At 59.8% G+C, this 25,108-nt stretch carries 21 protein-coding genes, 1 tRNA gene and 1 other RNA gene; 14 read left to right on the top strand and 9 right to left on the bottom strand.

Going from position 1 to position 25,108, the window contains the following annotated elements; genetic code table 11:
• Positions 1 to 277 precede the first annotated feature (277 nt).
• Positions 278 to 1,156: an ATP-dependent sacrificial sulfur transferase LarE gene (locus DXD94_RS08655; RefSeq protein WP_117763823.1), complete on the bottom strand. Its 879-nt coding sequence runs from the start codon at positions 1,154 to 1,156 to the stop codon at positions 278 to 280.
• Positions 1,157 to 1,329: 173 nt separating this feature from the next.
• Here DXD94_RS08655 and DXD94_RS08650 point away from each other — a divergent pair, with 173 nt between their 5' ends.
• Positions 1,330 to 1,980, top strand: a complete 651-nt coding sequence (locus DXD94_RS08650) for an HAD family phosphatase (RefSeq protein WP_117794809.1) — start codon at positions 1,330 to 1,332, stop codon at positions 1,978 to 1,980.
• A 201-nt stretch (positions 1,981 to 2,181) separates the two neighbouring features.
• Here the strand turns inward: DXD94_RS08650 and DXD94_RS08645 are convergent, their stop codons facing one another.
• Both DXD94_RS08645 and DXD94_RS08640 read right to left on the bottom strand, forming a co-directional pair.
• Positions 2,182 to 3,387 (bottom strand): ATP-binding protein, encoded by a 1,206-nt coding sequence (locus tag DXD94_RS08645; RefSeq protein ID WP_117763821.1) that lies wholly within the window; start codon positions 3,385 to 3,387, stop codon positions 2,182 to 2,184.
• A gap of 214 nt (positions 3,388 to 3,601) precedes the next feature.
• Positions 3,602 to 4,735 carry a LacI family DNA-binding transcriptional regulator gene (locus DXD94_RS08640; protein WP_233540356.1) on the bottom strand — a complete coding sequence of 378 codons (1,134 nt, stop codon included), beginning with the start codon at positions 4,733 to 4,735 and terminating at the stop codon, positions 3,602 to 3,604.
• A 560-nt stretch (positions 4,736 to 5,295) separates the two neighbouring features.
• On the opposite strand from DXD94_RS08640, the gene glmS reads away from it, so the two are divergent.
• Positions 5,296 to 7,143, top strand: a complete 1,848-nt coding sequence (gene glmS, locus DXD94_RS08635) for a glutamine--fructose-6-phosphate transaminase (isomerizing) (protein WP_117763820.1) — start codon at positions 5,296 to 5,298, stop codon at positions 7,141 to 7,143.
• Positions 7,144 to 7,263: 120 nt separating this feature from the next.
• On the opposite strand, the gene DXD94_RS08630 is transcribed toward glmS, so the two are convergent.
• Positions 7,264 to 7,965, bottom strand: coding sequence for a GntR family transcriptional regulator (locus DXD94_RS08630; protein WP_233502147.1), 702 nt, complete (start codon positions 7,963 to 7,965; stop codon positions 7,264 to 7,266).
• Between the two features lie 193 nt (positions 7,966 to 8,158).
• Between DXD94_RS08630 and DXD94_RS08625 the strand changes: the two genes are divergently transcribed.
• From DXD94_RS08625 to DXD94_RS08615, 3 genes are all read left to right on the top strand, one after another.
• On the top strand, positions 8,159 to 9,193 hold the full coding sequence (locus DXD94_RS08625; protein ID WP_117734862.1) for a YeiH family protein: 1,035 nt from the start codon (positions 8,159 to 8,161) through the stop codon (positions 9,191 to 9,193).
• Positions 9,194 to 9,459: 266 nt separating this feature from the next.
• Positions 9,460 to 10,677 carry a helix-turn-helix domain-containing protein gene (locus DXD94_RS08620; protein WP_117734863.1) on the top strand — a complete coding sequence of 406 codons (1,218 nt, stop codon included), beginning with the start codon at positions 9,460 to 9,462 and terminating at the stop codon, positions 10,675 to 10,677.
• Positions 10,678 to 10,761: 84 nt separating this feature from the next.
• A complete protein-coding gene (locus DXD94_RS08615) occupies positions 10,762 to 11,337 on the top strand; it encodes a hypothetical protein (protein ID WP_158564815.1) in 576 nt (191 codons plus the stop codon).
• A gap of 63 nt (positions 11,338 to 11,400) precedes the next feature.
• Here the strand turns inward: DXD94_RS08615 and DXD94_RS08610 are convergent, their stop codons facing one another.
• A complete protein-coding gene (locus DXD94_RS08610) occupies positions 11,401 to 11,922 on the bottom strand; it encodes a nitroreductase (RefSeq protein WP_117763818.1) in 522 nt (173 codons plus the stop codon).
• Positions 11,923 to 12,217: 295 nt separating this feature from the next.
• Here DXD94_RS08610 and DXD94_RS08605 point away from each other — a divergent pair, with 295 nt between their 5' ends.
• The 4 genes from DXD94_RS08605 to DXD94_RS08590 all read left to right on the top strand — a co-directional run bounded on the left by DXD94_RS08605 (position 12,218) and on the right by DXD94_RS08590 (position 16,922).
• Positions 12,218 to 12,508 carry a hypothetical protein gene (locus DXD94_RS08605; RefSeq protein WP_006235631.1) on the top strand — a complete coding sequence of 97 codons (291 nt, stop codon included), beginning with the start codon at positions 12,218 to 12,220 and terminating at the stop codon, positions 12,506 to 12,508.
• Between the two features lie 181 nt (positions 12,509 to 12,689).
• Complete coding sequence (locus DXD94_RS08600) at positions 12,690 to 13,190, top strand: MarR family winged helix-turn-helix transcriptional regulator (RefSeq protein ID WP_117734866.1); 501 nt, start codon at positions 12,690 to 12,692, stop codon at positions 13,188 to 13,190.
• Complete coding sequence (locus DXD94_RS08595; protein ID WP_117763817.1) at positions 13,190 to 14,914, top strand: ABC transporter ATP-binding protein; 1,725 nt, start codon at positions 13,190 to 13,192, stop codon at positions 14,912 to 14,914. Before DXD94_RS08600 ends, DXD94_RS08595 begins: the two co-directional genes overlap by 1 nt.
• A 1-nt stretch (position 14,915) precedes the next feature.
• On the top strand, positions 14,916 to 16,922 hold the full coding sequence (locus DXD94_RS08590; RefSeq protein WP_199407130.1) for an ABC transporter ATP-binding protein: 2,007 nt from the start codon (positions 14,916 to 14,918) through the stop codon (positions 16,920 to 16,922).
• A 107-nt stretch (positions 16,923 to 17,029) separates the two neighbouring features.
• Here DXD94_RS08590 and cysE read toward each other — a convergent pair whose 3' ends face one another.
• Complete coding sequence (cysE, locus tag DXD94_RS08585; RefSeq protein ID WP_117717063.1) at positions 17,030 to 17,734, bottom strand: serine O-acetyltransferase; 705 nt, start codon at positions 17,732 to 17,734, stop codon at positions 17,030 to 17,032.
• A 223-nt stretch (positions 17,735 to 17,957) separates the two neighbouring features.
• On the opposite strand from cysE, the gene DXD94_RS08580 reads away from it, so the two are divergent.
• Positions 17,958 to 18,605: a DedA family protein gene (locus DXD94_RS08580; RefSeq protein WP_117763816.1), complete on the top strand. Its 648-nt coding sequence runs from the start codon at positions 17,958 to 17,960 to the stop codon at positions 18,603 to 18,605.
• A gap of 287 nt (positions 18,606 to 18,892) precedes the next feature.
• Positions 18,893 to 19,945 carry a branched-chain amino acid aminotransferase gene (locus DXD94_RS08575; protein ID WP_117734869.1) on the top strand — a complete coding sequence of 351 codons (1,053 nt, stop codon included), beginning with the start codon at positions 18,893 to 18,895 and terminating at the stop codon, positions 19,943 to 19,945.
• A gap of 299 nt (positions 19,946 to 20,244) precedes the next feature.
• Here the strand turns inward: DXD94_RS08575 and DXD94_RS08570 are convergent, their stop codons facing one another.
• Entirely contained in the window at positions 20,245 to 20,796 is a 552-nt protein-coding gene (locus tag DXD94_RS08570; RefSeq protein ID WP_199406608.1) for a LemA family protein, read from the bottom strand.
• Between the two features lie 211 nt (positions 20,797 to 21,007).
• Between DXD94_RS08570 and DXD94_RS08565 the strand changes: the two genes are divergently transcribed.
• Entirely contained in the window at positions 21,008 to 21,592 is a 585-nt protein-coding gene (locus tag DXD94_RS08565; protein ID WP_117734871.1) for a TetR/AcrR family transcriptional regulator, read from the top strand.
• 3 nt (positions 21,593 to 21,595) lie between these two features.
• Here DXD94_RS08565 and DXD94_RS08560 read toward each other — a convergent pair.
• Positions 21,596 to 21,685 (bottom strand) — tRNA-Ser (locus tag DXD94_RS08560).
• Positions 21,686 to 21,736: 51 nt separating this feature from the next.
• Between DXD94_RS08560 and tadA the strand changes: the two genes are divergently transcribed.
• Both tadA and ffs read left to right on the top strand, forming a co-directional pair.
• The gene (gene tadA / locus DXD94_RS08555; RefSeq protein WP_117763815.1) at positions 21,737 to 23,518 is read left to right on the top strand and encodes a tRNA adenosine(34) deaminase TadA; all 1,782 of its coding nucleotides are present in this window, start codon (positions 21,737 to 21,739) and stop codon (positions 23,516 to 23,518) included.
• A gap of 133 nt (positions 23,519 to 23,651) precedes the next feature.
• Positions 23,652 to 23,747: signal recognition particle sRNA small type (ffs, locus tag DXD94_RS08550), an RNA gene on the top strand.
• Between the two features lie 315 nt (positions 23,748 to 24,062).
• Here ffs and DXD94_RS08545 read toward each other — a convergent pair.
• Entirely contained in the window at positions 24,063 to 25,052 is a 990-nt protein-coding gene (locus DXD94_RS08545; protein WP_117763814.1) for an LPXTG cell wall anchor domain-containing protein, read from the bottom strand.
• Positions 25,053 to 25,108 lie beyond the last annotated feature (56 nt).

The following is a 25,108-nucleotide window of genomic DNA, read 5'->3' as shown; positions in this document are numbered from 1 at the left end:
TCTAGTGTCTCTCGAGGCCAGATGGGTGCTGGAGGGGCGATTGTCTCGCGATATTTCCCCAGATAAAACCTGCCAAAATAAACCTGTCCCTTTTGGTAGGTCAGTTAACGCAGTCCAGGTTGAGCATATGCGAGCGAGCAGGCTCCGGGTGCGGTAAGGTGACGTGAAACAAGCGGGCGCTGACCTTTTGGTCGCGCCCGTGAAGTTGAACGTCAGATTGCCGCGCCCGGGGCCTGCGCAGCGCCGAGCAGTTACGCCGTTTGTAAAACGGCGTAACCTAAAGGTTCATGTTGCCGTGGATGTAGGGGGTGACCTCGGGGAAGATGTGGGCGCAGCCCAGCTCGCGCAGCGCGGACTCGATGGCGGCGGGCAACGGGGTCTTGCCCTCGCCGTCGACGGCGGCACTGCCGAGGGCGGCAATCTTAGCGAGATCTGCGGGAGCGGCTTCGATATGCATGCAGCCGCCGACGAGGCGTGCGCGGACCTGGTCCAGGCCAAGGTCGTGCAGGTAGTCCTCACAGGTGCGGATTACATCGACCTTCTCGCGCGTGAGCTCCTCGCCCGTGGGGACACGCGTGGCCAGGCAGGCTCCTGCCGGCAGGTTCCAGACGGGGTATCCCCAGGCGCGCAGCAACTCGCGCTCCTCGTCCTTGGTAAAGCCGACCTCCATGAGAGGGGAGCGTACGCCGAGCTCCTGGGCAGCGCGCATGCCGGGGCGGTAGTCACCGCGGTCGCTTGCGTTGCTGCCGTCGATGACGGTGGGAAAGCCCAGCGACTTGGCGTGGTTGACGATGGCGGTAAAGCCGGCGCGCTTGCAGTGGTAGCAGCGGTCGGCATCGTTGCAGGCTACTTGGGGGAGCCGCAGCTGATCGACCGAAAGATTGAGCACGGGGAGCTTAAAATGCGGCCCCTCATTGGCCTGCCCGTCAACGGACCGCTCAAACGAAGCCTGCTCGGGCGTGCCGATGAGCGGCGTGGTGAGGTGAACGAGAAGCGTGCTGGCGGGCATGATGCGGGCGCAGACCGCGGCCAGAAAGCTGCTGTCGACGCCGCCGGAAAAGCCAATGGCGACGCGTCCGTATGCCAAAAGCAGCTGCTCGAGCGCTGTGAGTTTGTCCTGAAGCCCCTCTGCAGGTGCGGTGGTGTCTGAAAGCATGAATCGATCCTTGCCGTTGAGTACTCGGTCGAAAACTATAATCCTACCGAGCCGCTTGTCATAAGACTTCTATCTATGTAACGAAAATGCAATATGCTATATACGTTATATACAAGTCTACAGGTGCGGTAAAGTTGCGGGAGTACAGAAGCGCGAAGCGATGGGGGACCGATATGATCAATGCCGTTATTTTTGACATGGACGGAACGCTGGTCGATACCGAGCGTTTGGGTATCAAGGCGTGGAAGGCGGGCGCGGCCGAGCTGGGATTCGCGATTGATGATGCGCTGATCCATCAGTTTATCGGTCGTACGCTGCCCGACGTCATGGGCATCCTTGAGGAGCATTACGACAGCTGCGAAACCGCTGAGGCAATCTATCGTCGCCATAGGGAGATTCGCGACGAGATGGTCAAGACCGACCTGGAGCTTAAGGCCGGCGCCGCCGAGTGCCTCGACGAGCTGCTGGCTGCGGGCTATCACGTGGGCCTCGCGACGTCGTCGCGCCACGTTACCGCCGAGCGCAACCTTAAGATGGTCGGTCTCTTTGACAAGTTTGAAACGGTGACCTGCGGCGATGACGTCGCGCACGGCAAGCCCGATCCCGAGATGTACCTGCTCGCCTGCGAGCGCGCGGGCTTTGCTCCCGAGGAGTGCGCCGTGGTCGAGGACTCACGCAACGGCTGCGTCTCGGGCATCACGGCCGGCTGCCACGTCTTTGCCGTCCCCGATATCGTGCCGCTGCCGCAGGACGTGGTGGATGGCTGCGAGGCCGTGCTCGACACGTTGTTCGATCTGACGGCGGCGGTCAAGGCCGTGTGTTAGCGTTTGTACGTGAGTCGCCATGTCCCGCGCCCGATCCCGCGGGACGGTGGCGGCAACGGCGCCTGCGTGGAGGCGCCGACGCAGTCAGCCCCTCTTATCACGCCAAGATTGCTGTTTTGGCTGATAAGAGGGGCATTGTGCTTTAAGCGACTGGGGCTGCGGCCTTGGTAAGGAGCTGGCGGAGGGTTATGACGCTACAAGTTACTCAAGGAGCCAGTCGATCACGTTGCGCTTGCGGACTCCTTCGTAGTTCGCGTCCGCAAACAGCGTGTCGAGCGTAAGAAGCGTCTTGGGGTAGTTGTCTCGGACTTTCTTAAAGGGGGCCAACTCTCGATTGAGGGTGGTTTCGTCGAGCGTTGTGGCTGAAACCTGAAAATAGGCTGTCTCGTCTGAGTTTAGGGCAACAAAATCGATTTCCCCGCCGTCGATATCGCCCACGTAGACGTCGTATCCACGGCGTAGGAGCTCGAGATAAACAACATTTTCGAGGATATGACCGATATCGCTGCTTTGGGTTTTGACAAGAGCGCCTCTAAGTCCAAGGTCAACGGCGTAGTATTTGCCGTTTGTTGAAAGAAGCTGCCGACCGCGCACGTTATAGCGCGGAGCAAAGTACAGCACAAGGCTGTCTGTTAAGCCTTTGAGGTACTTGGCTACGGTTTTCTGGTCGGTTTTGTTGCCGTTGGACGAGAGCGTGTCGGAGATTTTTTTAATCGAGATCCGGTTTCCAATGCTATGGAGTAGGAACTTGGTGATATCGCGCAGGGTCGGGACGTCCGAGACCTTCAGGCGTTCGATAACGTCGCGTATGACGATGGTATCGTAGAGGCTCATAAGATAATCGCGCGCCTGGGGTCCCTGAATACCCGTCTCGGCGATAAAGGGAAAAGAGCCCCGGGTGATGTACTCGTCAAACAACTGCGCGGGAGCCTTTCCGTCATTGGTTTTTGCCGAGCAAAACTCTTTAAAGGATAGGGGCAGCATCTTGAGCTCTACGTAGCGACCGGAGAGCAAAGTAGCCAGCTCGCTCGAGAGCAGATAGGCGTTGGAACCGGTTATGTAGAGGTCGACATTGTCCTTGATAAAAAGACTGTCGACGGCTTTTTCGAAATGCTCGACGTGCTGTATCTCGTCCAGAAAAACGTAGTTCATCTTATCGGGGACGAGTCTGGCGGAAATGTAGTCGTAGAGTGCTCTATATGACGTAAGCGACTCGAACTCCAGGTCTTCAAAGTTGAGGGATATAACCTGGTCACCTGTGATTCCATGATCGCGCAGGTAGCTACGGTAGATTTCGAATAGCTTTGATTTGCCGGACCTTCGCACGCCCGAAACGACCTTGATGACGTGCGAGTCTTTCCACGAAATGAGCCAGTCGAGGTACTGTTTGCGATCAATCAGATTCATGAAACCCCTTTCTTGGCGAGAAAAAACTGGAGCAAAATCAATACTTATAGGAAATATCTAAAAAAATGGAATTGAGTCTATTTTAACAAAAAAGTTAATGAAAATTGGATTACATTCCATAAATATCCGTAACCGCAGGTCCGGCTAAACGGGGGGCGCATGGGGCCAGTAAAAAACGCCGCAGCGGGCCTGTTTCCGTTTCGGCGTTTTTTTGTTACAAGTAGGCGCCTAGGTTGATGTCGGTTGTCGGGACCATGGGTTGGCCCGTCGGGTGCGGCTTGGCATTTTGGGTGCTTACGCGCTCGAGCAAGAAGGGACGCACGAGCTCCTGACGGTTAATGTCCTCGCTGGCCGTGACCGTGGTGACGGTGCGCGCGGCGGAGCCGATGCGGACTCGTTTGGTCTTGGCGACAGGTTTATCCTCGATTTGTTCCATGAGCAGCTGTACGCCCTTGCGGCCAATTTCGTAGCCCGGCGGCGCCACGGTGGTAAGGGGAACAGACCCGCTCCATGCAAGGGGGTTGCCGTCGCAGCCGGCCACACGGACCTGCTCGGGGACGAAGATGCCTTTGTCGGTCAGCGCCGAGATAACGCCCGAGGCCAATACGTCGGTCAAGCCGATGACAAAATCGGGGCGCTCGTCAGCAGGGCGTTCGGCAATCTGGGTACCGATGCTGTAGCCGTCGGCTGCGGTATTCCACTCTCCGGCATCGATGACCTCAATTTTGATATCGGGATGCAGGGCAAGTGCTTTGTGGATGCCAAGGACGCGCAGGGTGAGCTGCATAAATGCCGCTCTGCCCACAACGGTGATATGGCGTGCGTCGCGGGCGATGGCGAGCTCGGCGATAATGCGCCCCTGTGCCTCGTTGTCGGTGGCCACGTAGTAACCGGGTTCGGAGCAGTGGATGTCCAGATGGACGATCGGCACGGGCATTTTGGTCATGGCGGGGCGCCAGTCGGGGGATGCCATGGGCTGAACCATGACGCCGGACATCTGAGTGCCCATAAAGTAGCGCAGGTAATGATCCTCGAGAATATCGTCGTTATCGGCATTGGCGATGAGCAGATCGTAGCCGTGCTTGCGGGCCTCGTTGTGGGCGCCGCTGGCGATTTGGAGCGAAAAGCCGTGATCGAGACGGGGGAGCACCAGGCCAAAGGACTTGGTGGCGCCGCCCGCAAGCTGACGAGCGCTTTGGTTGGGCAGGTAGCCCAGTCGATTGATGGTTTCGTTAATGAGCTTGAGGGTCTCGGGGCGCAGCTTTTCGGGGTGGTTGAGCGCGTTGGATACCGTGCCCAGCGAAACCCCGGCTTCGCGCGCGACGTCGCTGATTTTAACCTTTGCCATAGCGGCCCCTTTGATGCGTTTCAAGTACAAGCCAGATTGTAGCATCGCCCGCCCGCAGGGTGTCAAAACCTGCCAATTAGGGACAGGTTTATTTTGGCAGGTTTTATCTGGGGAAACGCCGCTACTGCCCCGGACCACCACGAAGGGGACAGGCACCTTTGTGGTGGTTTGAGCTGCCCGGGCCTTCAATTGTCTCGATCTGTAACATCTGGACGGCAAAACCGGCTCTACCTGTTACAGATCGAGACATAGTGCAGGGGCCGAACCGTAATGTCTCGATCTGTAACACTAAGCCGGCTTCCGGAGCCGCAGATGTTACAGATCGAGATCTTTCGCCGGGATAAGCCGCCGCCCCGGCCCAAACCACCGTTAAAGGTGCCTGTCCCCATTGTGGTGGTTTGGACCGGCTGGGCATGTGTGCATCGGGTGGTATCTAAGTTGAGATACCACTTCTGGTATATCAGCTTGCGCTTGCGTGAGTACAATACTCGAACGTTATACGTCTCAGCGCCCCCTGTGCGTGGACGTCTTGCAGTCACGCGAACGAAGGGATTTATCCTATGTGCGGAATTGTCGGCTACACCGGCTCTGATATTGCAAAGAACATCCTGGTCACGGGCCTCAAGCGCATGGAATATCGCGGCTATGACTCCTCGGGCGTTGCGCTCGAGGTGGGCGAGGGCGCCGCGGCTCACCTCGACGTCATCCGCCGCGTGGGCAAGGTCGCGGGCCTGGAGAGCGAGCTTTCCAATATCGACAGCGACGCTACCTGCGGCATCGGCCATACCCGCTGGGCTACCCACGGCAAGCCCTCCGTCGTTAACGCCCATCCCCACACCAGCTGCGACGGTCGTATCGCCATCGTCCACAACGGCATCATCGAGAACTTCGCTGAGCTGCGCGAAGAGCTGGAGGGCCGCGGCCACCACTTTAAGAGCGAGACCGATACCGAGGTCTTTGCGCATCTGATCGAAGAGGCCTATGCCGAGACGCACGACCTGATGGCCTCCGTGCGCGAGGCTTGCACCCACGTGGTCGGTGCCTATGGTCTGGCCGCAGTGTGCGCTGACGAGCCCGGCGTGATCGCCGTAGCCCGCAAGGATTCCCCGATTGTGGTAGGCGCAGGCGAGACCGGCGCCTATGTCGCCTCCGACGTCATTGCACTCATCGACGCCACCCGCGATGTCGTGGTGCTCGAGGACGGTCAGTTTGCCAAGCTCACGCCCGCAGGCGTCGAATACACCGACGAGGCCGGCAATGTTATCGAGCCCAAGGTCACTCACATCGACTGGGATCTGGACATGGCCGAAAAGGGCGGTTATCCCGACTTCATGCTCAAGGAAATCCACGAGCAGCCGCGCGTCGTGCGCGACACGCTGGTCGGTCGTATGACGCCAGCCGGCGAGCTCGACATCGACGAGCTGGGCCTTTCGCTCGAGGAGCTCAACGACATCGACCGCGTCTACGTGATCGCTTGCGGCACCAGCTATCACGCTGGCCTCATTGCTAAGAATCTCATTGAGGGCTGGGCTCGTATTCCTACCGAGGTCGAGGCGGCAAGCGAGTTCCGCTACCGCAACCCCATCATCACGCCGACGACGCTTGTTGTGGCCGTGTCCCAGTCGGGCGAGACGGCCGATACCCTTGCCGCCATTCGCGACGCGCGCATCAAGGGTGCCAAGGTCTTCGGCATCACCAATGTGGTGGGCAGCCCGGTGGCGCGCGAGAGCGACGGCGTCATCTATACCAAGGCCAACAAGGAGATCGCGGTCGCCTCGACCAAGAGCTTTATCGGCCAGGTTGTGAGCCTGACGCTGCTGGCGCTGCTGCTGGCGCAGGTCAAGTACCGCCTGACCACCAAGCAGGCGCGCATGCTGTTCCGCGAGCTTTCCGATACGGCCGAGCAGATCCAGTGGATTTTGGATACCCAAACCGAGACCGTTCATGAGGCCGCCCTGCTGTGCAAGGGCGCGCAATCGGCGCTGTTCGTGGGCCGCGGCATGGGCGCCGCCATTTCCTACGAGGGCGCGCTCAAGCTCAAAGAGGTCAGCTACCTGCACGCCGAGGCCTACGCCGCCGGTGAGATGAAGCACGGCCCCATCGCCCTGATCGACCCGGGCTTCCCTGTCATCGCCGTGGCCACCAAGAGCGCCACCTACGACAAGACCGTGTCGAACCTTATGGAGTGCAAGGCGCGGGGTGCCAAGGTCATCGTCGTTGCCACCGAGGGCGACGAGGAGATCAACAAGATCGCCGATTGCATCATCCGCGTGCCGGCAGTCCGCGACGTGTTCAGCCCCATCACGGCGAGCGTCCCGCTGCAGCTGCTCGCCCGCGAGGTCGCCATCCTGCGCGGCTGCGACGTCGACCAACCCCGAAACCTGGCGAAAAGCGTTACTGTCGAGTAGCGGATGTTCCGGCGTTCCAACAGCCAAGGCCCGGCTCCGCGTCATCAGACGGAGCCGGGCCTTTTTGTACGGAGAAACCACCACAAAGGTGCCTGTCCCCTTTGTGGTGGTTTTGGCAGGTTAGCGGAGCTTGCTGGTCTCGAAGTACTCGGGATACTGGTCCAGAATCTCGGTCTGGTTGCGGAACATCATGTGCAGGTGCTTGCTCACCAAAAAGCGCGCCTCGATGGGGTCGCGTCCGGCAATAGCGCGGCGGATTTGCTTGTGCTCGTTAACAATCTCCTGCTTGTCGAGCGTCTGCGTGGCGGCGCGCAGCCAGCGGAAGCGCTCTAGGTCGGCATTGGTCTCCTCGAGCCACGACCACACGGTGCTGCGGCATGCGATGCTAAAGATCATGCGATGCATGAGATTGTCGCTCAAAAAAAAGCCGATGCGATCCTCTTCGGCCATCGCCTTTTCCTGCAGCACGATGGCGCGGTCGAGCTGCTCGATGCCCACCGAGGTGGCACGCGCGCAGCACTCCACGATCACCTGCTTTTCCAGGTGCTCGCGAATGTAGCAGGCACTCTCGGCAAGGGTAAGGTTGATGGGCGAGACATAGGTGCCGCTTTGGGGCACGGTGCGCACCAAGCCCTCTTGCGCCAGACGCACCAACGCTTCGCGCACAGGGGTGCGCCCCATATCCAGGTCGTCGCAAAGCTGTTTAACGCCCAGCTTTTCGCCCGGCTTGTAGTCCAGGTAGACGATTTTGCGTCGAATGGTGTGGTAGGACTGGTCCTGTAGGCTCGCTTCTTGCTCGCCGATGTGCATCGATTCTTCCATAGCGCCTCGCAACCGTTCATTCACACTCATATGTCAGTTGTTTATTATGCCGCGAGTCAGCCCTCCGCGGTGGGTAATTCAATCGCCGCCCGATAACTTTTGCGACATTTTTTCCTGCGTTTGCGCGGGATTGCGCTTAGCGTTGTCGTATCGTAAGTCGTCGCAAACGTGAAATAGGAAGAAGGAATCCCATATGCAACTGGCAAATATCGTACGCGAGCGCTGGAAGGGCGTCTTGTTCTGCCTGATCATCGCCATTCCCGCAACGCTGCTCGGCAAGCAGATCGAGGTGGTTGGCGGGCCGGTATTTGCCATCCTCTTTGGCATGGTCCTGGCTCTCGTCTTTCCCAAGAATCGTCGCGAACCGCTCGCTGCTGGCGTCACCTATACATCCAAAAAGATCTTGCAGTACGCGGTTATCCTGCTTGGCTTTGGCATGAACCTCTCGCAGATTCTGTCCAAGGGCGCCCAGTCGCTGCCGATTATCGTGGCGACGATCTCGACCTCGCTTGTTGCCGCCTTCGTGCTCTGCCGCGTCATGAACGTGCCGAGCAAGATCGCGACGCTTGTGGGTGTGGGTTCGTCGATTTGCGGCGGTTCTGCCATCGCCGCGACCGCACCCGTCATCGATGCCGACGATCGCGAGATTGCCCAGGCTATTTCGGTCATCTTCCTGTTTAACGTTATCGCGGCGCTCGTGTTTCCGACGCTCGGCGGCATGCTCGGGCTGACCAACGAGGGCTTTGGCATGTTTGCCGGCACCGCCATCAACGACACCTCGTCGGTAACGGCTGCGGCGAGCGCCTGGGACAGCATGCATCCCGGTGCCAATGTGCTCGAGAGCGCCACGGTGGTCAAGCTCACCAGGACGCTGGCCATTATTCCCATTACGTTGGTCCTCGCATGCTGGCAGATGCATCTAGCGCGCAAGGCTGGCGGCGACGCCAAAAGCACGTTCTCGCTTAAACGCGCGTTTCCCATGTTTGTGCTGTTCTTCGTGCTGGCGAGCGTGATCACCACGGTGCTTCAGCTTCCCGCGTCCGTTACGGCACCTATCAAGGAGCTTTCGAAGTTCTTTATCGTGATGGCCATGGCGGCTATTGGTTTCAATACCGATATCGTTGAGCTGGTCAAAAAGGGCGGTAAGCCCATTGCGCTGGGCCTTTGCTGCTGGATTGGCATTGCGTGCATGAGCTTGGGAATGCAGTACGTGCTGGGAATCTGGTAGAGAAGTAGCCAGTTTGCGTGTTGGCTGCTGGTGAGCGCATGCCTGCGGTGGAGCGATAGGAGCTCTTGCGGGTATGGCTTGTCCGCAGGTTGATAGGTCCCGAAGAGCTCTTATCGCCCCGCCAGGATGGCGATGCGGGGCAACACCTATACTCGCAGGACGGCGCTTTCTGCCCTATAGTGTTTGGTGAGCAATATCGTTCAATTTTGAAACACTCGGTCGTGCGACCGTCGGCGGCTGCACGTCGCCGCGGACAGGGGCAAATCATGGATAGCGATTCCAAGCTGAACATCTTGACCGAGGCCCTGGCTGCTGCCGGGGCCTCGGCATTGGCAATCGATGCGCGGGGGGACGTCGCGATTTCTACCATGAATGACGCGGCTCTTGAGCGGGATGTGGCGGCTTTTGTTACCGAACGCCTCGACCGTATAGGAGACGGCGCGCGTCTGGTTATGGGACGTGCGGGTGCGCGCCTGAGCCTGACCGTTCGCCCCACCGACAAAGAGGGCGGGGGGCTTTGGGTCGCCGTGGTCCGCGAGGTGCGCGGCGCCGCGGCACATGCGGGCATCGAATGGCTCAATGCCGACGAAGTTGAGGCCCGCTACGAATCGAGCGCGTACGGCATCGTTGAGGGGGCGGCCTCGATGGCTGCGCCGGTCGCCGAGAGCTACGCGCGCGGAGTGCCCCTTATGCTCGAGGGCGAGCTGGGGGCGGGTCAGGTCGAGATAGCCAAGCGCCTCTATCTGGACGGTCCTTTTGCCGATCAGCCCTTTGTTTCCGTCGCGCTCGATGAACTCACCGATCGCGGTTGGCGCCATATGCTCAAAAGCTCCGAATCGCCGCTGTTCCAAACGGGGCTGACCCTTTGCATTGAGGGCTGGAACGCGGTTGGCCCCCAGCGCCTCCGCGAGCTCGTTTCCACGATGGCCGACACCGCGTTGGCGACGCGCTGCCATGTGGTGCTGACGGCGAATGACATGCCGGGCGGCAGCGAAAGTGATCAAGCCGCCTTTGTGACCGAGCGCTTCGCCTGTGCGGTGAGCGTGGCGCCGGCAATCGCCGAGCAGGGAGCCGCGTCGACGAAGGCTGCGCGCTATTTGGAATATCTCGCTGATGCATTTGGGACGGCAGCGCCCACGCTGTCTGCCGCGGCGACGAAGACGCTCGATGCTTACCGTTGGCCGCGCAATTATCTGCAGCTCCGCGAGGTCTCGGAACGACTGTATATATTGGTGGGGGCGGGCACGGTGGACCGCGCTGTGGCGGAGGAAGTGCTCGCCCAAGAGGACGTGATTAAGACCGCAACCTTTGGCGCCCCGACGCTCGAAAGCGACCTGTATATCCTGCGACCGCTGGCCGATACCGAGCGAGATATCGCGCATCTGGTTGTAGATCATCTCCACGGCAACCGGACTCGTGCGGCAGAGGTGCTGGGTATAAGCCGTACAACGCTGTGGCGCTTGCTGAAGGACGATGACCGTTGAGCGAGGCGCCCGTGACCGCGCGCGACGCGTGTGCTACAGTCCAAAGCGTTATTGTTTCGATTTGGTTACGGCGTGCGAGGGCATATGGCTGAGACTTCAAAACCGAGCCGCAGAAGACGGAGCGCCGCGCCGGTTAACCGACGCACGACATCGGTGACGTGGGGCAAACACGCCTCGGGGTTTGATGGCTCGTTCAAGCGCACTAAATATGGCTATCCTTCGGCAAGCGCTCGCTTGGCTATGCAGGCCGAGTCGTCGCTGTGGGGCCGCAAGCGCGTGGTGGGCTCAAAGCTCAAGCACGACGGCACACTCGGTTACATCAGCCGCGGGGCGGCTCGCCGCAGCGGGCTCAATCCCGCCGGCTGGCATCGCTACGTGCCGATCATGGTTGTCGTTGCAGCGATCGTCATCGCGCTCGCTGCGCTTGGCTACGCCGGCGGCGGCGCCAACTTGGACGCAATGTTTAAATCGCCCGAGCTCGCGCATGCAGGCACAGAAGTTGTCGAGGGCGCACAGACCCAGACGGGCGTTGTGCCCCAACGCGGTATCGTCGCGGCGGCCACCACCATCGCCGATGCGCAAAAGGACGAGGACGAACAAAGCGGCGAAGCCGAAACGACTCACACGAACGAAACGACGACAACGGCGACGTCAATATAAGTTGCGAGAGGGGTAGCTAAAATAGCCCCGTCCCAAATTAGCTACCCCTATGACGCTCCTGGGTTACCTTACGTAGACCACGTTGCCGCGGCGCGGCTTTGCCTCGGGAAGTGCGTCTTCGGCATAGCCCAGAATGCAGTGACCGACGCCGCGTAGGCTTCCGTCGGCGGGTAGACCCCAGCTGGCCAGTAGCTCCAGACCCTCGGGCGAATCGAAAACCTCATGCGCGCGGTGAATCCAGCACGAATCAACGCCCAGCGCATAGGCGGCGTTGAGCAGGTTACCCATGGCAAGCGAACCGTCTTCCAGATGCGTGGGCACGCTGCGGTCGACCAGCACCACCACAACGGTCTTGGCGCCATAGAAGGGGTCGCTGTTGCTGCCCATGACTTGCGCGTTGAGCTGTGAGAGACGCTCAGCGGTCGCGGGGTCGGTGACGGCGACAAACGTCACCGGCTGGCGGCCCATGCCGCTCGGTGCATATTGGCCGGCTTCGATAATACGTGCAAGCTTTTCGGCCTCGACGGGGCGATCGCTGTATTTGCGACAGCTGCGGCGGTGAATGAGCGCTTCGATAGTCTCCATGGTGTCTCCTTGCGATGGCGTTGCAGATGCCCCGTTCATACCCGTCGGGCTCAAACGATAGACGGTCAATTGCCCGGCCAAAAGGATAGATTCCAATTGGGAAAGTGAGTTTGCATAAAAGTGCCTTCAGAATGTGACAAACAAATGGGATGGTTAAACGTTTTATCCCGTCTACCCTGCGGTTTTTTACCACTTGCCTAAATGATGCGCGTATAAGCTCTGATAAAGGTTTTACTAAAGGAGAACCAACGTTTATCAATGCGCTGTGGTGGCGCCGGGCCAGGAGGTAACTATCATGTTCCAGGCTGGAGATGTCGTCGAGACCGATTTCGAAGGATTTCTGAAGCTGCTGCGTTCCAAGACGCGCGCTTTCGTGTCGATCAACGATCACGAGTACTACATCACGCACACCGATGGCTATTGGCGTGTTCAGGATTGCGAGGCCCTCAACGACAAGGGCCACTTTACTGACTGCTCCGAGCTGGTCAACACGGTCTGCGAGGTCGTCGAGCTGCCGTGGATTGCCGGCAAGAGCCTGCATGATAGCTTCTCGGGCGCTACGGTCTATGAGGCAGTCGCCGCTTAACAGGCAATAAAACCCGAATTTCACGTGACCGCTGGCGCTGCCCCCGCGCCGGCGGTCTTTTTCTGCCGATAGGCCATAAAAGTGCAAACATTTGCGGAGCGCCTGTTGACGATAGTCAAAACTCGGACTAATATAGAGATACAAAATTGGTCAAAAATCGGACAATCGAATGGTGGGATAGATGAATAGTGCGGTTACACTGGTCGATTTCGACCGGTTGCTCAATGGACTCGACCATATCTATTCGGAGTTCTCGCGCGCCTGCGGTCTTTCGGACTGCGCTTACTGGATGCTCGTCGATACCAGCACGGCGGGCGGCAGTGTTGCCGTAAGCCGTCTGACAAGCGAATGGTTCTACAGCAAGCAGACTATCAACTCGGCAATTAAAACCTTGACGGCGCGGGGTTTCGCAACGTTGGAGTTTGCCGAAGGCAGCCGTAAGAACAAGGTTGTGCGTTTGACCGAAGCGGGCATGCGGTTTGCCGAGCAATATGCGCTGCCGGCGCAAGAAGCCGAGCAACAGGCTTTCGAAGTGCTCGAGCCCTGGGAACAGCGCGAAATCATGCGCCTAATCGGAAAATTTTCCCATGCGCTCGGCGATGAGTGCGATGCCTTTAAGCAGCATATCGCTGCCGAGAGCCAGGCCGAGAATCAAGGTGAGGGGGAGTCGTGCGACTCTTAATGAGGTTTATGAAGCCGTATCGCAGGCTTGTCGCGGTGACGTTGTTGGTGCTGCTAATCGACAACGTCGGTACGCTGTTGGTTCCTACGATGCTGGCGAACATGGTCAACACCGGCATCACCACGGGCGATGTCGACTACATCCTGCGCAACGGCCTCTACATGCTTATCGCGACCGGCATGGCCAGCGGCGGCGCGGTGTTGGGCTGCTATCTTTCGGCGCGCTTGGCCGCCAACGTGGCCTGCGATATCCGCAATGCCGTCTACGACAAGTCGCTCGAGCTGTCTGCCAGTGACTTTGAGCGCTTTGGTACGGGCTCGATGATCACGCGCTCGCTCAACGACATCAACGTGATTCAACAGGCGATTCTGCAGACGATCCAGCTGGTGCTGCCGGTGCCGTTCCTGGCGGTGGCAGGCATCATCTTCGCCTGGCTCATCGATTCGGCCATGGGCATGCTTCTGGGCGTCGTGGTTGCGATCGTGCTGGTTGCGGCGGTCTTTACGGTTGCCAACGCGGCTCCGATCTTTATGCGCTTGCAGAGTTTTATCGACCGTATGAACGTGGTGCTGCGCGAAAACATCGTGGGTGTGCGCGTCATCCGTGCGTTTAACAAGGAGCGCCATGAGGAGCAGCGCCTGGACGAGGTGTTTAGCGATTACGCGGACAATGCCATTAAGGTCAACCACCTGTTTGTGGGGCTCGACAGCTCCAGCTTCTTTTTGATGAACATCGCCGAGGTGGCGGTGCTGTGGGTGGGCGGCAACCGCGTGGGCGCCCATGCGATGCAAATCGGCAGCATCTCGGCCGTGCTGGAGTACGCGATCCTGATTCTGTTCTTTGTGATGATGGCGCAGATGGTGGTGCTGACACTCCCGCGCGCCGCCGCATGTCTGAACCGCGCGCAGCAGGTGCTGGAGATTGAGCCGAGTATCGTGGATGGCGAACGCACGCTCGACGCGAGCGCGTCCGACTCAAAGGACGGATCGGATGCGGTCGCCGTGTTCGATCACATGTCGTTTCGTTTTGACGATGCCGACGAGGACACGCTGTGCGATCTGAACTTTGCCTGTCGCCGCGGTCAGACGACTGCGATTGTCGGCTCGACGGGATCGGGCAAGTCAACGGTGGCCAAGCTCTTGCTTCGCTTCCACGATGCCACGAAGGGCGCCATTCGCCTGAACGGCGTCGATCTGCGCGAACTTTCGCAAGACGACATCCGCGGGCGTATTGCCTATGTGCCGCAGAAGGCGTGGCTGTTCTCGGGCACCGTGGCAAGCAACCTGCGCTTTGGCAACGAAGACGCGACTGAGGCAGACATGCTTCATGCGCTCCAGGTTGCCCAGAGCACCTTTGTGCTCGATCAGCCGCAGGGGCTCGATACCCCGGTGGCGCAGGGCGGCACGAACTTTTCGGGCGGCCAGCGCCAACGTCTGGCCATCGCCCGTGCGCTCATGAAGCATGCCGATCTATATATCTTCGACGATAGTTTTTCGGCCCTGGACTTTAAGACTGATGCCGCCCTGCGCCATGCGTTGCAAGACGAGACGCGCGACGCTGCGGTGCTCATCATCGCGCAGCGCATCTCGACGATCTTGCATGCCGACCAGATCGTCGTGCTCAAGGACGGCGAGGTCGTGGGCCTGGGCACGCATGACGAGCTTATGGAAACCTGCGAGGTGTACCGCGCTATCGCGGAATCGCAGATGAAGGGAGGTGAGTAGTATGACCGAGGAGCTCAAGAAGCAGGGCGGCGTTGATGACGCCGCTGCCGCGGGACTGGTTGAGGAAACGGCTGCCGCGGTACCCGAGCTGGACGATGCCGCCAAGGCGGCGGCCGAGCGCGAGGCTCGTCGCCAAGCGCTGTACGAGGAAAACGAACGAGCCGAGGATGAGCGTGCCCGCGCCGAGGCAGAGCGCATGCGCGACGTGGATGACGAAGACGAGGACGAGACGCCTCGGGATACCTGGGCGACGGTGCGCCGTTTGTGGAACGAGGCTACCGGCGACCATTGGCGCTTCTATATCGTGTTCGTGAGCATTGTGTTCTACGTCATCTTTAACACCGCCGCGCCGGCATATAGCGCTCATGTTATCGACGAGCTGTGGGGCCATATACAGGTGGCGTTTGCCAACGACACCACCTTCAACATCACCTGGGAGAGCTGCGGCAGAACCATCTTCATCTACTTTTTAATCTGGACGGCCGCCGGATCGTTCTATGCACTGCAGAGTTTTTTGATGTCGAGTGTTGCTGAGCGCCTCAACCTGCGCCTGCGCAACCGCATCGCGCAAAAGCTCAGCCGTCTGCCGCTCGCTTACTTTGATGCGCATCGCCCCGGTGAGGTAGTCAGCCGCGCGACCAACGACCTGGACAAGATGTCCGAGAGCATGCAGCGCGGATTGCTGCAGCTGCTGATGTCGATCGGCACCGTGACGGGCGCCATCATCATGATGTTCGTCTATAGCGTTAGGCTCACGTTGATCTTTTTGGGTTTTACGGCGGTATCGCTGCTGGTGACCAAGGTGGTCTCGCACCGCACGCATGACGTAACCGGTGAGCGCCAGGAATGGGTCTCCAAGATTACGAGCGCGGTTGAGGAGGGTTACTCGGGCCGTCTGGTGATTCGCGCGTTCAACCGCGAACGCCAGAGTTCTGCCGAGGTGCACGAAGCCTCGGGCGAGCTGGCGCGCGTGAGTGCCAAGGCCGACTTTATGATTAACGCCGTCGGCCCTGCGGTGCGCTTTATCGGCCGTTTGGCGCAGATCGTGATCGCGCTGGTGGGCTGCAGTATGCTGGTTGCCGGTCACATGACCGTCGGCGTGTTCCAGGCGTTCTTCCAGTTTATCTACGAGGCGTCCGAACCCATGACGCAGCTGTCGTTTACCTTTAACTCGCTGCAGAGCGCGCTGGCGAGCGCAGAGCGCGTGTTCGACCTGCTCGATGAGCCCGAGATGGAGGCCGATCCGCTGCCGGACGAGGCCGCCAAGCTGCCGGGTCGCGTTGAGGGTCGCGTCGCTTTTGAGCATGTACGCTTTGGCTATTCGCCCGACAAGCCGCTTATGCGCGACGTGTCGTTTACCGCCGAGCCGGGCCAGAAGATCGCCGTGGTGGGAACCACGGGCGCGGGCAAGACTACGCTCATCAACCTGCTCATGCGCTTTTACGAGATCGACGGTGGCCGCATTACGCTCGACGGCGTGGACACGAGCCGTATGGACCGCGGCGAGCTGCGCCAGCAGTTTGGCATGGTGCTGCAGGACGCCTGGCTATTTGATGGCACGATTGCGCAGAACATCGCCTACGGCTGTCCCGAGGCGACGCGCGACGAGATCGTGGCGGCTGCGCGCGCCGCGCAGGTCGACTTCTTTGTGCGTACCATGCCGCAGGGTTATGACACGCGGGTGGCCAACGATGCCGAGAGCATTAGTCAGGGCCAGCGCCAGCTGCTGACCATTGCACGCGTGCTGCTCAACAACCCGGCGATTCTCATCCTGGACGAGGCGACGTCGAGCGTGGACACGCGCACCGAGCTTGCCATCGGCCGCGCCATGGACGCGCTCATGCGCGGGCGCACCAGTTTTGTGATCGCGCATCGCCTGTCGACGATCGTGGATGCCGACCTGATTCTGGTCATGGATCACGGCAACATTATCGAGCAGGGCACACATAAGGAGCTGCTCGCAGCCGAGGGCGCTTACGCCGACCTCTATCTGAGTCAGTTCGCCTAAGGTGACAAAGGGACAGTCCCCTTGTCACATCGAAAAGAAGGCCCGCCGGGGGATTGATTCCCTGGCGCGCCTTCTTGCGTTGATGCGGGTCTGTACCGTCCGCAGCCCTAGCGTTCGTCCACGAGCTTGGCGACGAGGGCCTTGAGCTCCGCCACCTCTCGCTCGAGTTCTTTGACGCGGCGGGCGTTCTCGGTGATGCCTTGGCGGTTGAGGGCACTCTGCTCGGCGGCGTCATCGGGCATGTACTCGCGATGCTGCTTGGCGTCGAAACTCTCCTCGAACACGCGGCAGCCGTTGCGCTTGATGATGCGTCCCGGCACGCCCACGACGGTGCAGTTGTCGGGCACGTCTTTGACGACGACCGAGTTGCCGCCGATCTTGACGTTGTTGCCGATGCGGATGTTGCCGAGCACCTTGGCGCCCGTGCCCACGGTGACGTTGTTGCCGAGCGTTGGGTGGCGTTTGCCGGTCTCGTTGCCAGTACCGCCGAGCGTGACGCCCTGATAGAGTACGCAGTTGTCGCCCACAATGGCGGTTTCGCCGATGACGACGCCCATGGCATGGTCGATAAAGAAGTGCTTGCCAATCTGCGCGGCAGGGTGAATTTCGACGCCAGTGATATGGCGGGTGATTTGCGAGAGCACGCGGGCGAGCGAGCGATGGCCGTGCTCCCAGAGCCAGTGCTCGGGTACGTGGTTCCACTTGGCGTGTAGGCCGGGATAGGAGAGGAAGATGACCAGGCCGTTTTGCGCAGCGGGATCCTGTGCCTGGACGGTCTTGATGTCCTCGCGAATGGTATTGATAAAGCTCACCGGCCGCCCTCCCTTAGCGCCGCGACAATGCAATTCAATAAAGTATAGCGATTAGCTAGGGATTAGAAAGGGCAATCTTGCCTGCTTTGCGCGACAGGTGTCAATTATGCAAACTTGCTGGTAATGAAGTCACGCTTTTGTAAGGTCGTGTGCGTGGCCGTGTCGTAACCGTATACTGGTCAACTTGGACGTGTCCGCGCCCACAACTGAGAGGTTTTACTTCATGGGTTTCATCAATTTTATCGCCGAGCTGCTTAAGGATCCGCGCACTGCGATCGCCGGCTGGATCGCCGCCGGCCCGCTTATGGCGTACGGCTGCGTGTTCCTGATTATCTTTATCGAGACGGGCGTGGTGTTCTTCCCGTTCCTTCCCGGCGACTCGCTGCTGTTTGCCTCGGGCTTCTTTGCCCACAACGGCGGCTTTAACATCGTGGCTCTGTTGGCCGTCGCATGGACGGCTGCCATCTTGGGCGATCAGTGCAACTTTATGATCGGTCATTTCTTTGGCCAAAAGATCATCGCCTCGGGCAAGGTGAAGGCCATGACGCCCGAGCGTATCAAAAAGTCCGAGGACTTCCTGGACAAGTGGGGCCACCTGGCCATCTTCCTGGGTCGCTTCTTCCCGTTTATCCGCACCTTTGTGCCCTTCATCGCCGGTATGGGCGGCATGCACTGGCGTAACTTTGTCATCTATAACGTGCTGGGCGGTATCACCTGGTCGACGGTCTTTACGCTGCTGGGTTACTTCTTTGGCGGCATTCCCTTTGTGCAGGAGCACTTTGAGCTGCTAATCGTTGGTATCGTTGCCGTGTCGATCATCCCGACTGTGGTCGGTCTGGTTAAGGCTAAGCTGGGCAAAAAGAACACGTAGCTCGAGCCAGCGCGCAAACCGTGCCGTTGAGGCCCGTCACCGTTTACGGTGGCGGGCCCTTTGCTTCGGTCAAATGAAAATACTTTAGTTAGTTAAAGAAAAACGTTTTATCCAACGCATGCGGGGAGTACAATCTCGTGCATGCGAATCGACGTGCCATCGGCTTTGATGCTGTTCGCGTGTCCCGTCCGGCTCTACGCTCCGGGCGTGCGACGTTGCGACGCGGTCGGCCTCGGTCCTTGCGTGCGGGTTCGCGAGTATGCAACTGTGTATGTAAGGAGCGACATATGGCTGTCGAGAAGAAGGATATCGATTGGGGTAGCCTTGGCTTTGGCTACATGAAGACCGATTACAGCTACGAGGCCCATTGGAAGGATGGCGAGTGGGACGAGGGCGGCCTGACCACCGACCACACCCTGCATGTCTCCGAGTGCGGCGGCATCTTCCATTACTGCCAGGAGGTCTTTGAGGGCCTGAAGGCCTATACCGCCGAGGACGGTAGCATCGTCTGCTTCCGTCCCGACATGAACGCCGAGCGTATGTATAACTCTGCCCAGCGCCTCGAGATGCCCCCGTTCCCCAAGGACAAGTTTGTTGAGGCCGTCAAGCAGGTCGTTTCTGCCAACGCCGCCTGGGTTCCGCCTTTCGGCTCCGGTGCAACCCTGTACGTGCGTCCGTTTATGATCGGCTCCGGTGACGTGATCGGCGTGGCTCCCGCTCCTGAGTACACGTTCCGTATTCTCGTGACCCCGGTCGGTCCGTACTTTAAGGGTGGCCTTAAGCCCGTCAAGCTGCGCGTTTCCGAGTACGACCGCGCCGCACCGCACGGTACCGGCAACATCAAGGCCGGCCTTAACTATGCCATGTCCCTCAAGCCCACGATGGAGGCCCATCGCGGGGGCTATGCCGAGAACCTGTATCTCGACTCCGAGTCCCGCACCTATGTCGAGGAGACCGGCGGCGCGAACGTCCTGTTCGTGAAGGAGGACGGCACCCTCGTCGTTCCGCAGTCGCACACCGACTCCATCCTGCCCTCCATCACCCGTCGCTCGCTCGTTCAGGTTGCCGAGGATCTGGGCATGACCGTCGACCAGCGTCCCGTCGAGTGGGCCGAGGTCAAGGCCGGCACCTTCGTTGAGTGCGGTCTGTGCGGCACCGCTGCCGTCATCTCTCCGGTCGGCGAGATCGACAACAAGGTTTACGGCGCCGACGAGACCGTGACCTTCCCGGCTGGCTACACCGAGATCGGCCCTGTGATGAAGAAGCTCCGCGAGACCCTGACGGGCATCCAGTCTGGTGCTGTTGAGGATAAGCACGACTGGGTTTACACCGTCGCGTAATTATCCTTTCCTGTTCGGGCGGAGAGCAAGTTCCCTCCCGGCGCGTTCTCGGACATGCAAGAAGCCCTCGCTGCGCACTTCGTGCGGCGAGGGCTTCTTGCGTTCTGCGGAGTGCGCCGGGAGGGAACTTGCTCTCCGCTCTGCGGGAACGACGTTGTCGCAACAGGCAACAATTAATCTGAATAAAGATGGCGTCCGGCCTTTTGGCCGCGCGTTGTGCGTGGATACGAAAAGGGCCCAAGGTTTGTGCCTTGGGTCCCAAAGGGTTGATGAACTGGCTTAAGACTCTGCCTTGTTGTTTAGAACTTGACGGTCGGGGTCTGGCGGGCGGCCTCAGCTGCCTCGAAGCCCTGGCGCTCCTTAAACTGGAAGATGCCGGCAAAGATGACAGCCGGGAACGTCTGAATGGCGTTGTTGTAGCTGAGCACGCAGTCGTTGTAGCTCTGGCGTGCATAGCTAATCTTGTTCTCGGTATCCTCGAGCGACGCCTGCAGCTGCGTAAAGTTGGTGTTTGCCTTAAGGTCGGGATAGGCCTCGGCTACGGCGAAGAGCTGGCGCAGCGCACCGGTCAGCACGTTGTCGGCTTCCATCTTGGCCTCGGGTGTGGTGGCCTTGACGGCGGTGTTACGCGCGCTGATCACGGCGGAGAGCGTCTCCTGCTCGTGCTTGGCGTAGCCCTTGACGGTCTCGACTAGGTTGGGGATCAGGTCGTTGCGGCGCTGCAGCTGCGTATCGATGTTCTGCCATGCGTTATCGATGCGGTTGCGCTTGGTGACCATGTTGTTGTAGATGCCGGCGATGGCGCAGACAATCACAATAACAACAACGATGCCGATGATGACGGGAAGCATGATGTCTCCGTTTCGAATGGCCGCGGCGGCATGCGCCAGCTGCCGTTGGTATAACGCTACTAGTATACCCGCAACGTTTTGTCGTGCCGAACTTTCCGGTAAGCGTTAAGTTTTCGGCGGGGTTGGCACCGGGGCAAAGCGCGCGAGGTACAGGTGTAAGATATGCGACAGATTGACGAGTGTTGTCTTTACCCTGAGGATGGCGATACCAGTGGACCTTCGCATTAAGAAAACCTACCGCGCCCTGTTCGATGCCTTCACCGAGCTTCTCGAGGAGCATCGATTTGAGGACCTGACGGTTGCCATGCTGTGCGACCGCGCCATGATTCGCCGCACGACGTTCTACAAGCACTTTCGCGACAAGAACGATTACTTTGCCTTTTATATCGATGAGCTTATGTCGGGTTTGCCGCAAAAGCGGGCTGGCGAGGGCGGCACGGTGTCGGCCGACGACGTGCGCGTGCTTCGCCACGAGGTGTTCACCGACGCCATGGACCTGATTCTGGCCCATGAGCAGCTCATGGACAACATTTTGGCGAGCAGCATGTCGGGCATGCTGACCAGCATGATTTGCGATCGCATTGCCCGCTCTATCCGCGAGCGTGTGATGAGTGCGCTAGACGAGGACGCGCTTGCGCCCGTGCCGCTCGACACGACGGCTGAGTTTGTCGCCGGCGGCATTATTCGGCTCTTTACTATGTGGTGGGAATCGGGTCACGATCTGGAGCGTCGCTCCGAGATGGCTGACGTTGTCGATGCGCTGTTCGAGCGGACCATGACGCCGGTGCATCGCTAAAAGTGGCGGAGAGAGGGGGATTCGAACCCCCGGAACGCTCTCGCGCTCAACGGTTTTCAAGACCGCCGCATTCAACCGCTCTGCCATCTCTCCGTGAGTCGTAATGATAGCATCGTTTTGAATTTGCAACAGGGAAGGCGAACGATGACGATCACCGAAATCGACGAGAAGTTCATGCGCAAGGCGCTGGCGGAGGCGTGCGTTGCCGCGGCAGTGGGCGAGGTGCCCATCGGAGCCGTAGTGGTGCGCGCGGGCGAGATCGTCGCGAGGGCGCATAATCGTCGCGAGCTCGACCAGGACCCTTCGGCGCATGCAGAGTTCGCGGCCCTGTGCGCTGCCGCTCAGTCGCTCGGTCGCTGGCGCCTTTCCGATTGCACGGTCTACGTGACGCTCGAGCCTTGCTGCATGTGTGCGGGGCTTATGGTCAACGCGCGCGTGGGGCGCTGCGTGTATGGCGCGGCTGATGCCAAGGCGGGCGCCTTGGGCTCGTTGTATGACCTGAATGCCGATTCGCGCCTGAACCATCGGTTTAACGTGACGGCCGGCGTGCTGGCAGACGAGTGTCGTGAGGTGTTGAGCAGCTATTTTAGTGGGCTGCGTGGCACCGATGGTGCTGGCTGCGGTTGTGGGGCCGATCTTGAGGCGCATGCCGCTCATGCCGAGGCACTCGCGTGTGCCGAAGATATTGCCGTTGAGGCGGTCGATTTTGGTGTCGCATGCCGCCGGCCCCGCCGTGTGCTGCTGGCGATTGATTCCTTTAAGGGTAGCGTGTCGAGTGCGCAGGCAGAGGAGGCCGTTGCCGAAGGCATGCGCCGCGTTTGGCCCGATGCCGAGGTGTGCACATTGCTGCTGGCAGATGGTGGCGAGGGAACGCTCGATGCTATCGCCGCATGCGGTGGTGAGCTCTCGGCCTGCGAGGTGGCAGGTCCCTTGGGCGAACGCGTGTCTGCCCGGATGCTGGTGGACGGCGAGCGCGAGTCGGCTGTTATTGAGATGGCCGAGGCGGCGGGTATTGGGTATTCGCCCTGTACGGAGTCGGCGGCGTTGGCGGCTTCGACCTATGGCGTGGGCGAGCTCATGCTTCGCGCAGTCCGTGCTGGGGCAAAGACTATCTATATTGGTCTGGGCGGCAGTGCTACCAACGACGGTGGGGCCGGCATGCTGCAGGCGCTGGGCGCGCGTGTGGTCGATGACCAGGGCTGCGATGTCGCCCCCGGTCTTGCCGGCCTTGAGCGGGTGGCGAGCGTTGATTTGGCGCCAGCGCTTCGGGCGCTGAACGGTGCGCGTGTCGTGGTGCTTTCCGATGTCGAGAATCCGCTCGTGGGGCGTCGGGGCGCATTGGCGGTGTTTGGCGGGCAGAAAGGCTTGCCGACGGGTGACGCCGAGGCGCTGAGCAGGTGCGACAGCTGGATGGTCGGCTACGGTCGTCTGCTCGATACGGCAATTGTCGAGGCTCGAGCCCAGGGGTTGTTGCGCGCACCCGAGGGCGCACGGACATTTGGCTCGGTGCTTGGCGTGCCCGGCGCAGGTGCCGCCGGCGGCCTGGGCGCCGCGCTGCTGGCGCTCGGTGCGGAGCTACGCTCGGGCGTGGAGACGGTGCTCGATCTCGTGGGGTTTGACGAACGTGTACGCGATGTCGACCTGGTCATAACGGGCGAGGGCAATATGGACGAGCAGTCCGCCGCCGGTAAGGCGCCGGTGGGCGTGGCCCGCCGTGCCAAGCGCTATGGCAAGACGGTTGTTGCCGTCGTGGGCGGTCGTGCCGACAACCTGGATGCGGTGTACGAGCAGGGTATCGACCTTGTCCTGCCGATCTGTCGCAAGCCCATGGACCTGGAGCGGGCACTCGATCCGCAAGAAGCCGCAACCAACCTCATCTGCGCCGGCGAGTCTGCCGCGCGAGCCTACGACCTTGGCCGCATCTAGAAAAGTAGTCATTTTGGGACGGGGCTTTTTTGACTACCCACCAGTCAAAAGTAGTCAAAAAAGCCCCGTCCCAAATTAGCTGTCTTGCCCCATCGGGCGGGAGCAGGTAAGATATACCGAGCGCCTAGCGCGTTCGATGGATTCGGATGACGACATGTTCCGAATCTGGTCAGGTCCGGAAGGAAGCAGCCATAAGGAGCCTCTGTCGGGCATCCGGATCCATCGAGCGCACGGGCTTTCTTTTTGCGCGGTTTTACCAAACCGCGCAATGCTCGACGCTGCGCGCCACCCAGAGCGACAATTTGTCATTCAAAAGGCAAGGCATGACCAGAAGGTCTATGCCTTGCCTTTTTCATGCCAACTTGTTCGCTCTGGATGGCGCTCGCTGACTGCGCCAAGATATCAATGGCTACGTGGTTCAAGAGACGGCGGCGTTGCCATCTGTTTTTACAAGTAAGGAGGCCCGTTTCTCTGGTTTTGGTTGGGGGAACGGGCCTCTTTGTCTATGGGCTTGTAGATTGGTGGGAGCGATATGCTCTGGCAGCTATTTTGAGTTCTTGATGCGGCGTGTGGCTGCGGTGGTTATTCCGAGTCCTACGGCGGTGATTCCTGCGAGTGCGATTGCGCTCGGTGCTGTGTCGCCCGTGTTCGCGAGCTTGCCGGCGGTCGTATCTGCTTGCTTGGTGGAGCTCGATGGAGCGTATTTGCCGGTCGCGGGCGAGCTGGCGGGCTGTGCCGTTTCGGCCGGCTGCGCTGAGCTGGAGGGTTTTGTCGTCTCGGCGGGTTTCGTTATCTCGGGCGAGGTGGCCTTGTCTGCCGCGGCTTTCGCCTCTTCGTATGCTTTGCAGGCGTCGTCATAGGCCGTTTGCGCCTTTTCCAAATCGCCGAGGAGTGCATTTCGCTTGGCTATGTCCTCGTCGATGTGGGCTTTAGCTTCCTTTGCCTCACTTTCGAAATACTGAACCTGTTTTTCCTGGCTTTCGAGCCGGCGTTGGTAGCGGTGAAGATCATCTTCGCAAGATTCTTCTCGCCTTTTTGCCGCCATGATCTCACTGCGCAACTGCTTAATATGCTCCTTAATAGCTGTGCTGGGCGCCTCGTCGCCGAGCTCCTTGAGTACCTTATCTAATTCTGCCTGAAGGCCGCTTGTCCGGTTGTGGGCCTCATCGTATTTGGCTTGGGCTGCATCGACGTTCGCTTGCATGGCGGGAAGGGGTTCCCTCCGTTTGGCGGCTTCCGTCACCACCATGTCGTGGATCTCTTGAAAACTGGCAATGTCATCATCGATTTCCGCAAGTTTCTCGGGACTTGCGGCGTCTTTTGCGGCTTCGAGGTTTTTGAGCGCTTCCTGCATGGCTGCATACGCTTTTTCTTTTGCGGCGGCCGCGTCTTCCGTCTGCAAGGCAACTGCACCGGTGGGGGAGCTGGTTTCCGCCGCGATCGCCGTTGCAGGGGCGATTCCCGCGATAAGTGCCGCGGAAAGGGCGATGCCCAAGGTTGTTCGTCTTGCTCTTCTCGCGAGAATGTCGTTCATCTCGGCACCTCATTTCAAGGGTCGGCGACTAACTTGGTAGCACTAATGTAAGTAAA

The sequence above is a fragment of the Collinsella sp. TM10-22 genome (assembly GCF_003466125.1).
Lineage (GTDB): Bacteria > Actinomycetota > Coriobacteriia > Coriobacteriales > Coriobacteriaceae > Collinsella.
This window is presented reverse-complemented; position numbering and strand designations above follow the sequence as displayed.

Bases quoted from the DNA above. Each gene is read 5' to 3' on its own strand.
- DXD94_RS08655 (WP_117763823.1), bottom strand. From the start codon at position 1,156: ATGCTTTCAGACACCACCGCACCTGCAGAGGGGCTTCAGGACAAACTC.
- DXD94_RS08650 (WP_117794809.1), top strand. From the start codon at position 1,330: ATGATCAATGCCGTTATTTTTGACATGGACGGAACGCTGGTCGATACC.
- DXD94_RS08645 (WP_117763821.1), bottom strand. From the start codon at position 3,387: ATGAATCTGATTGATCGCAAACAGTACCTCGACTGGCTCATTTCGTGG.
- DXD94_RS08640 (WP_233540356.1), bottom strand. From the start codon at position 4,735: ATGGCAAAGGTTAAAATCAGCGACGTCGCGCGCGAAGCCGGGGTTTCG.
- glmS (WP_117763820.1), top strand. From the start codon at position 5,296: ATGTGCGGAATTGTCGGCTACACCGGCTCTGATATTGCAAAGAACATC.
- DXD94_RS08630 (WP_233502147.1), bottom strand. From the start codon at position 7,965: ATGGAAGAATCGATGCACATCGGCGAGCAAGAAGCGAGCCTACAGGAC.
- DXD94_RS08625 (WP_117734862.1), top strand. From the start codon at position 8,159: ATGCAACTGGCAAATATCGTACGCGAGCGCTGGAAGGGCGTCTTGTTC.
- DXD94_RS08620 (WP_117734863.1), top strand. From the start codon at position 9,460: ATGGATAGCGATTCCAAGCTGAACATCTTGACCGAGGCCCTGGCTGCT.
- DXD94_RS08615 (WP_158564815.1), top strand. From the start codon at position 10,762: ATGGCTGAGACTTCAAAACCGAGCCGCAGAAGACGGAGCGCCGCGCCG.
- DXD94_RS08610 (WP_117763818.1), bottom strand. From the start codon at position 11,922: ATGGAGACTATCGAAGCGCTCATTCACCGCCGCAGCTGTCGCAAATAC.
- DXD94_RS08605 (WP_006235631.1), top strand. From the start codon at position 12,218: ATGTTCCAGGCTGGAGATGTCGTCGAGACCGATTTCGAAGGATTTCTG.
- DXD94_RS08600 (WP_117734866.1), top strand. From the start codon at position 12,690: ATGAATAGTGCGGTTACACTGGTCGATTTCGACCGGTTGCTCAATGGA.
- DXD94_RS08595 (WP_117763817.1), top strand. From the start codon at position 13,190: ATGAGGTTTATGAAGCCGTATCGCAGGCTTGTCGCGGTGACGTTGTTG.
- DXD94_RS08590 (WP_199407130.1), top strand. From the start codon at position 14,916: ATGACCGAGGAGCTCAAGAAGCAGGGCGGCGTTGATGACGCCGCTGCC.
- DXD94_RS08580 (WP_117763816.1), top strand. From the start codon at position 17,958: ATGGGTTTCATCAATTTTATCGCCGAGCTGCTTAAGGATCCGCGCACT.
- DXD94_RS08575 (WP_117734869.1), top strand. From the start codon at position 18,893: ATGGCTGTCGAGAAGAAGGATATCGATTGGGGTAGCCTTGGCTTTGGC.
- DXD94_RS08570 (WP_199406608.1), bottom strand. From the start codon at position 20,796: ATGCTTCCCGTCATCATCGGCATCGTTGTTGTTATTGTGATTGTCTGC.
- tadA (WP_117763815.1), top strand. From the start codon at position 21,737: ATGACGATCACCGAAATCGACGAGAAGTTCATGCGCAAGGCGCTGGCG.
- DXD94_RS08545 (WP_117763814.1), bottom strand. From the start codon at position 25,052: ATGAACGACATTCTCGCGAGAAGAGCAAGACGAACAACCTTGGGCATC.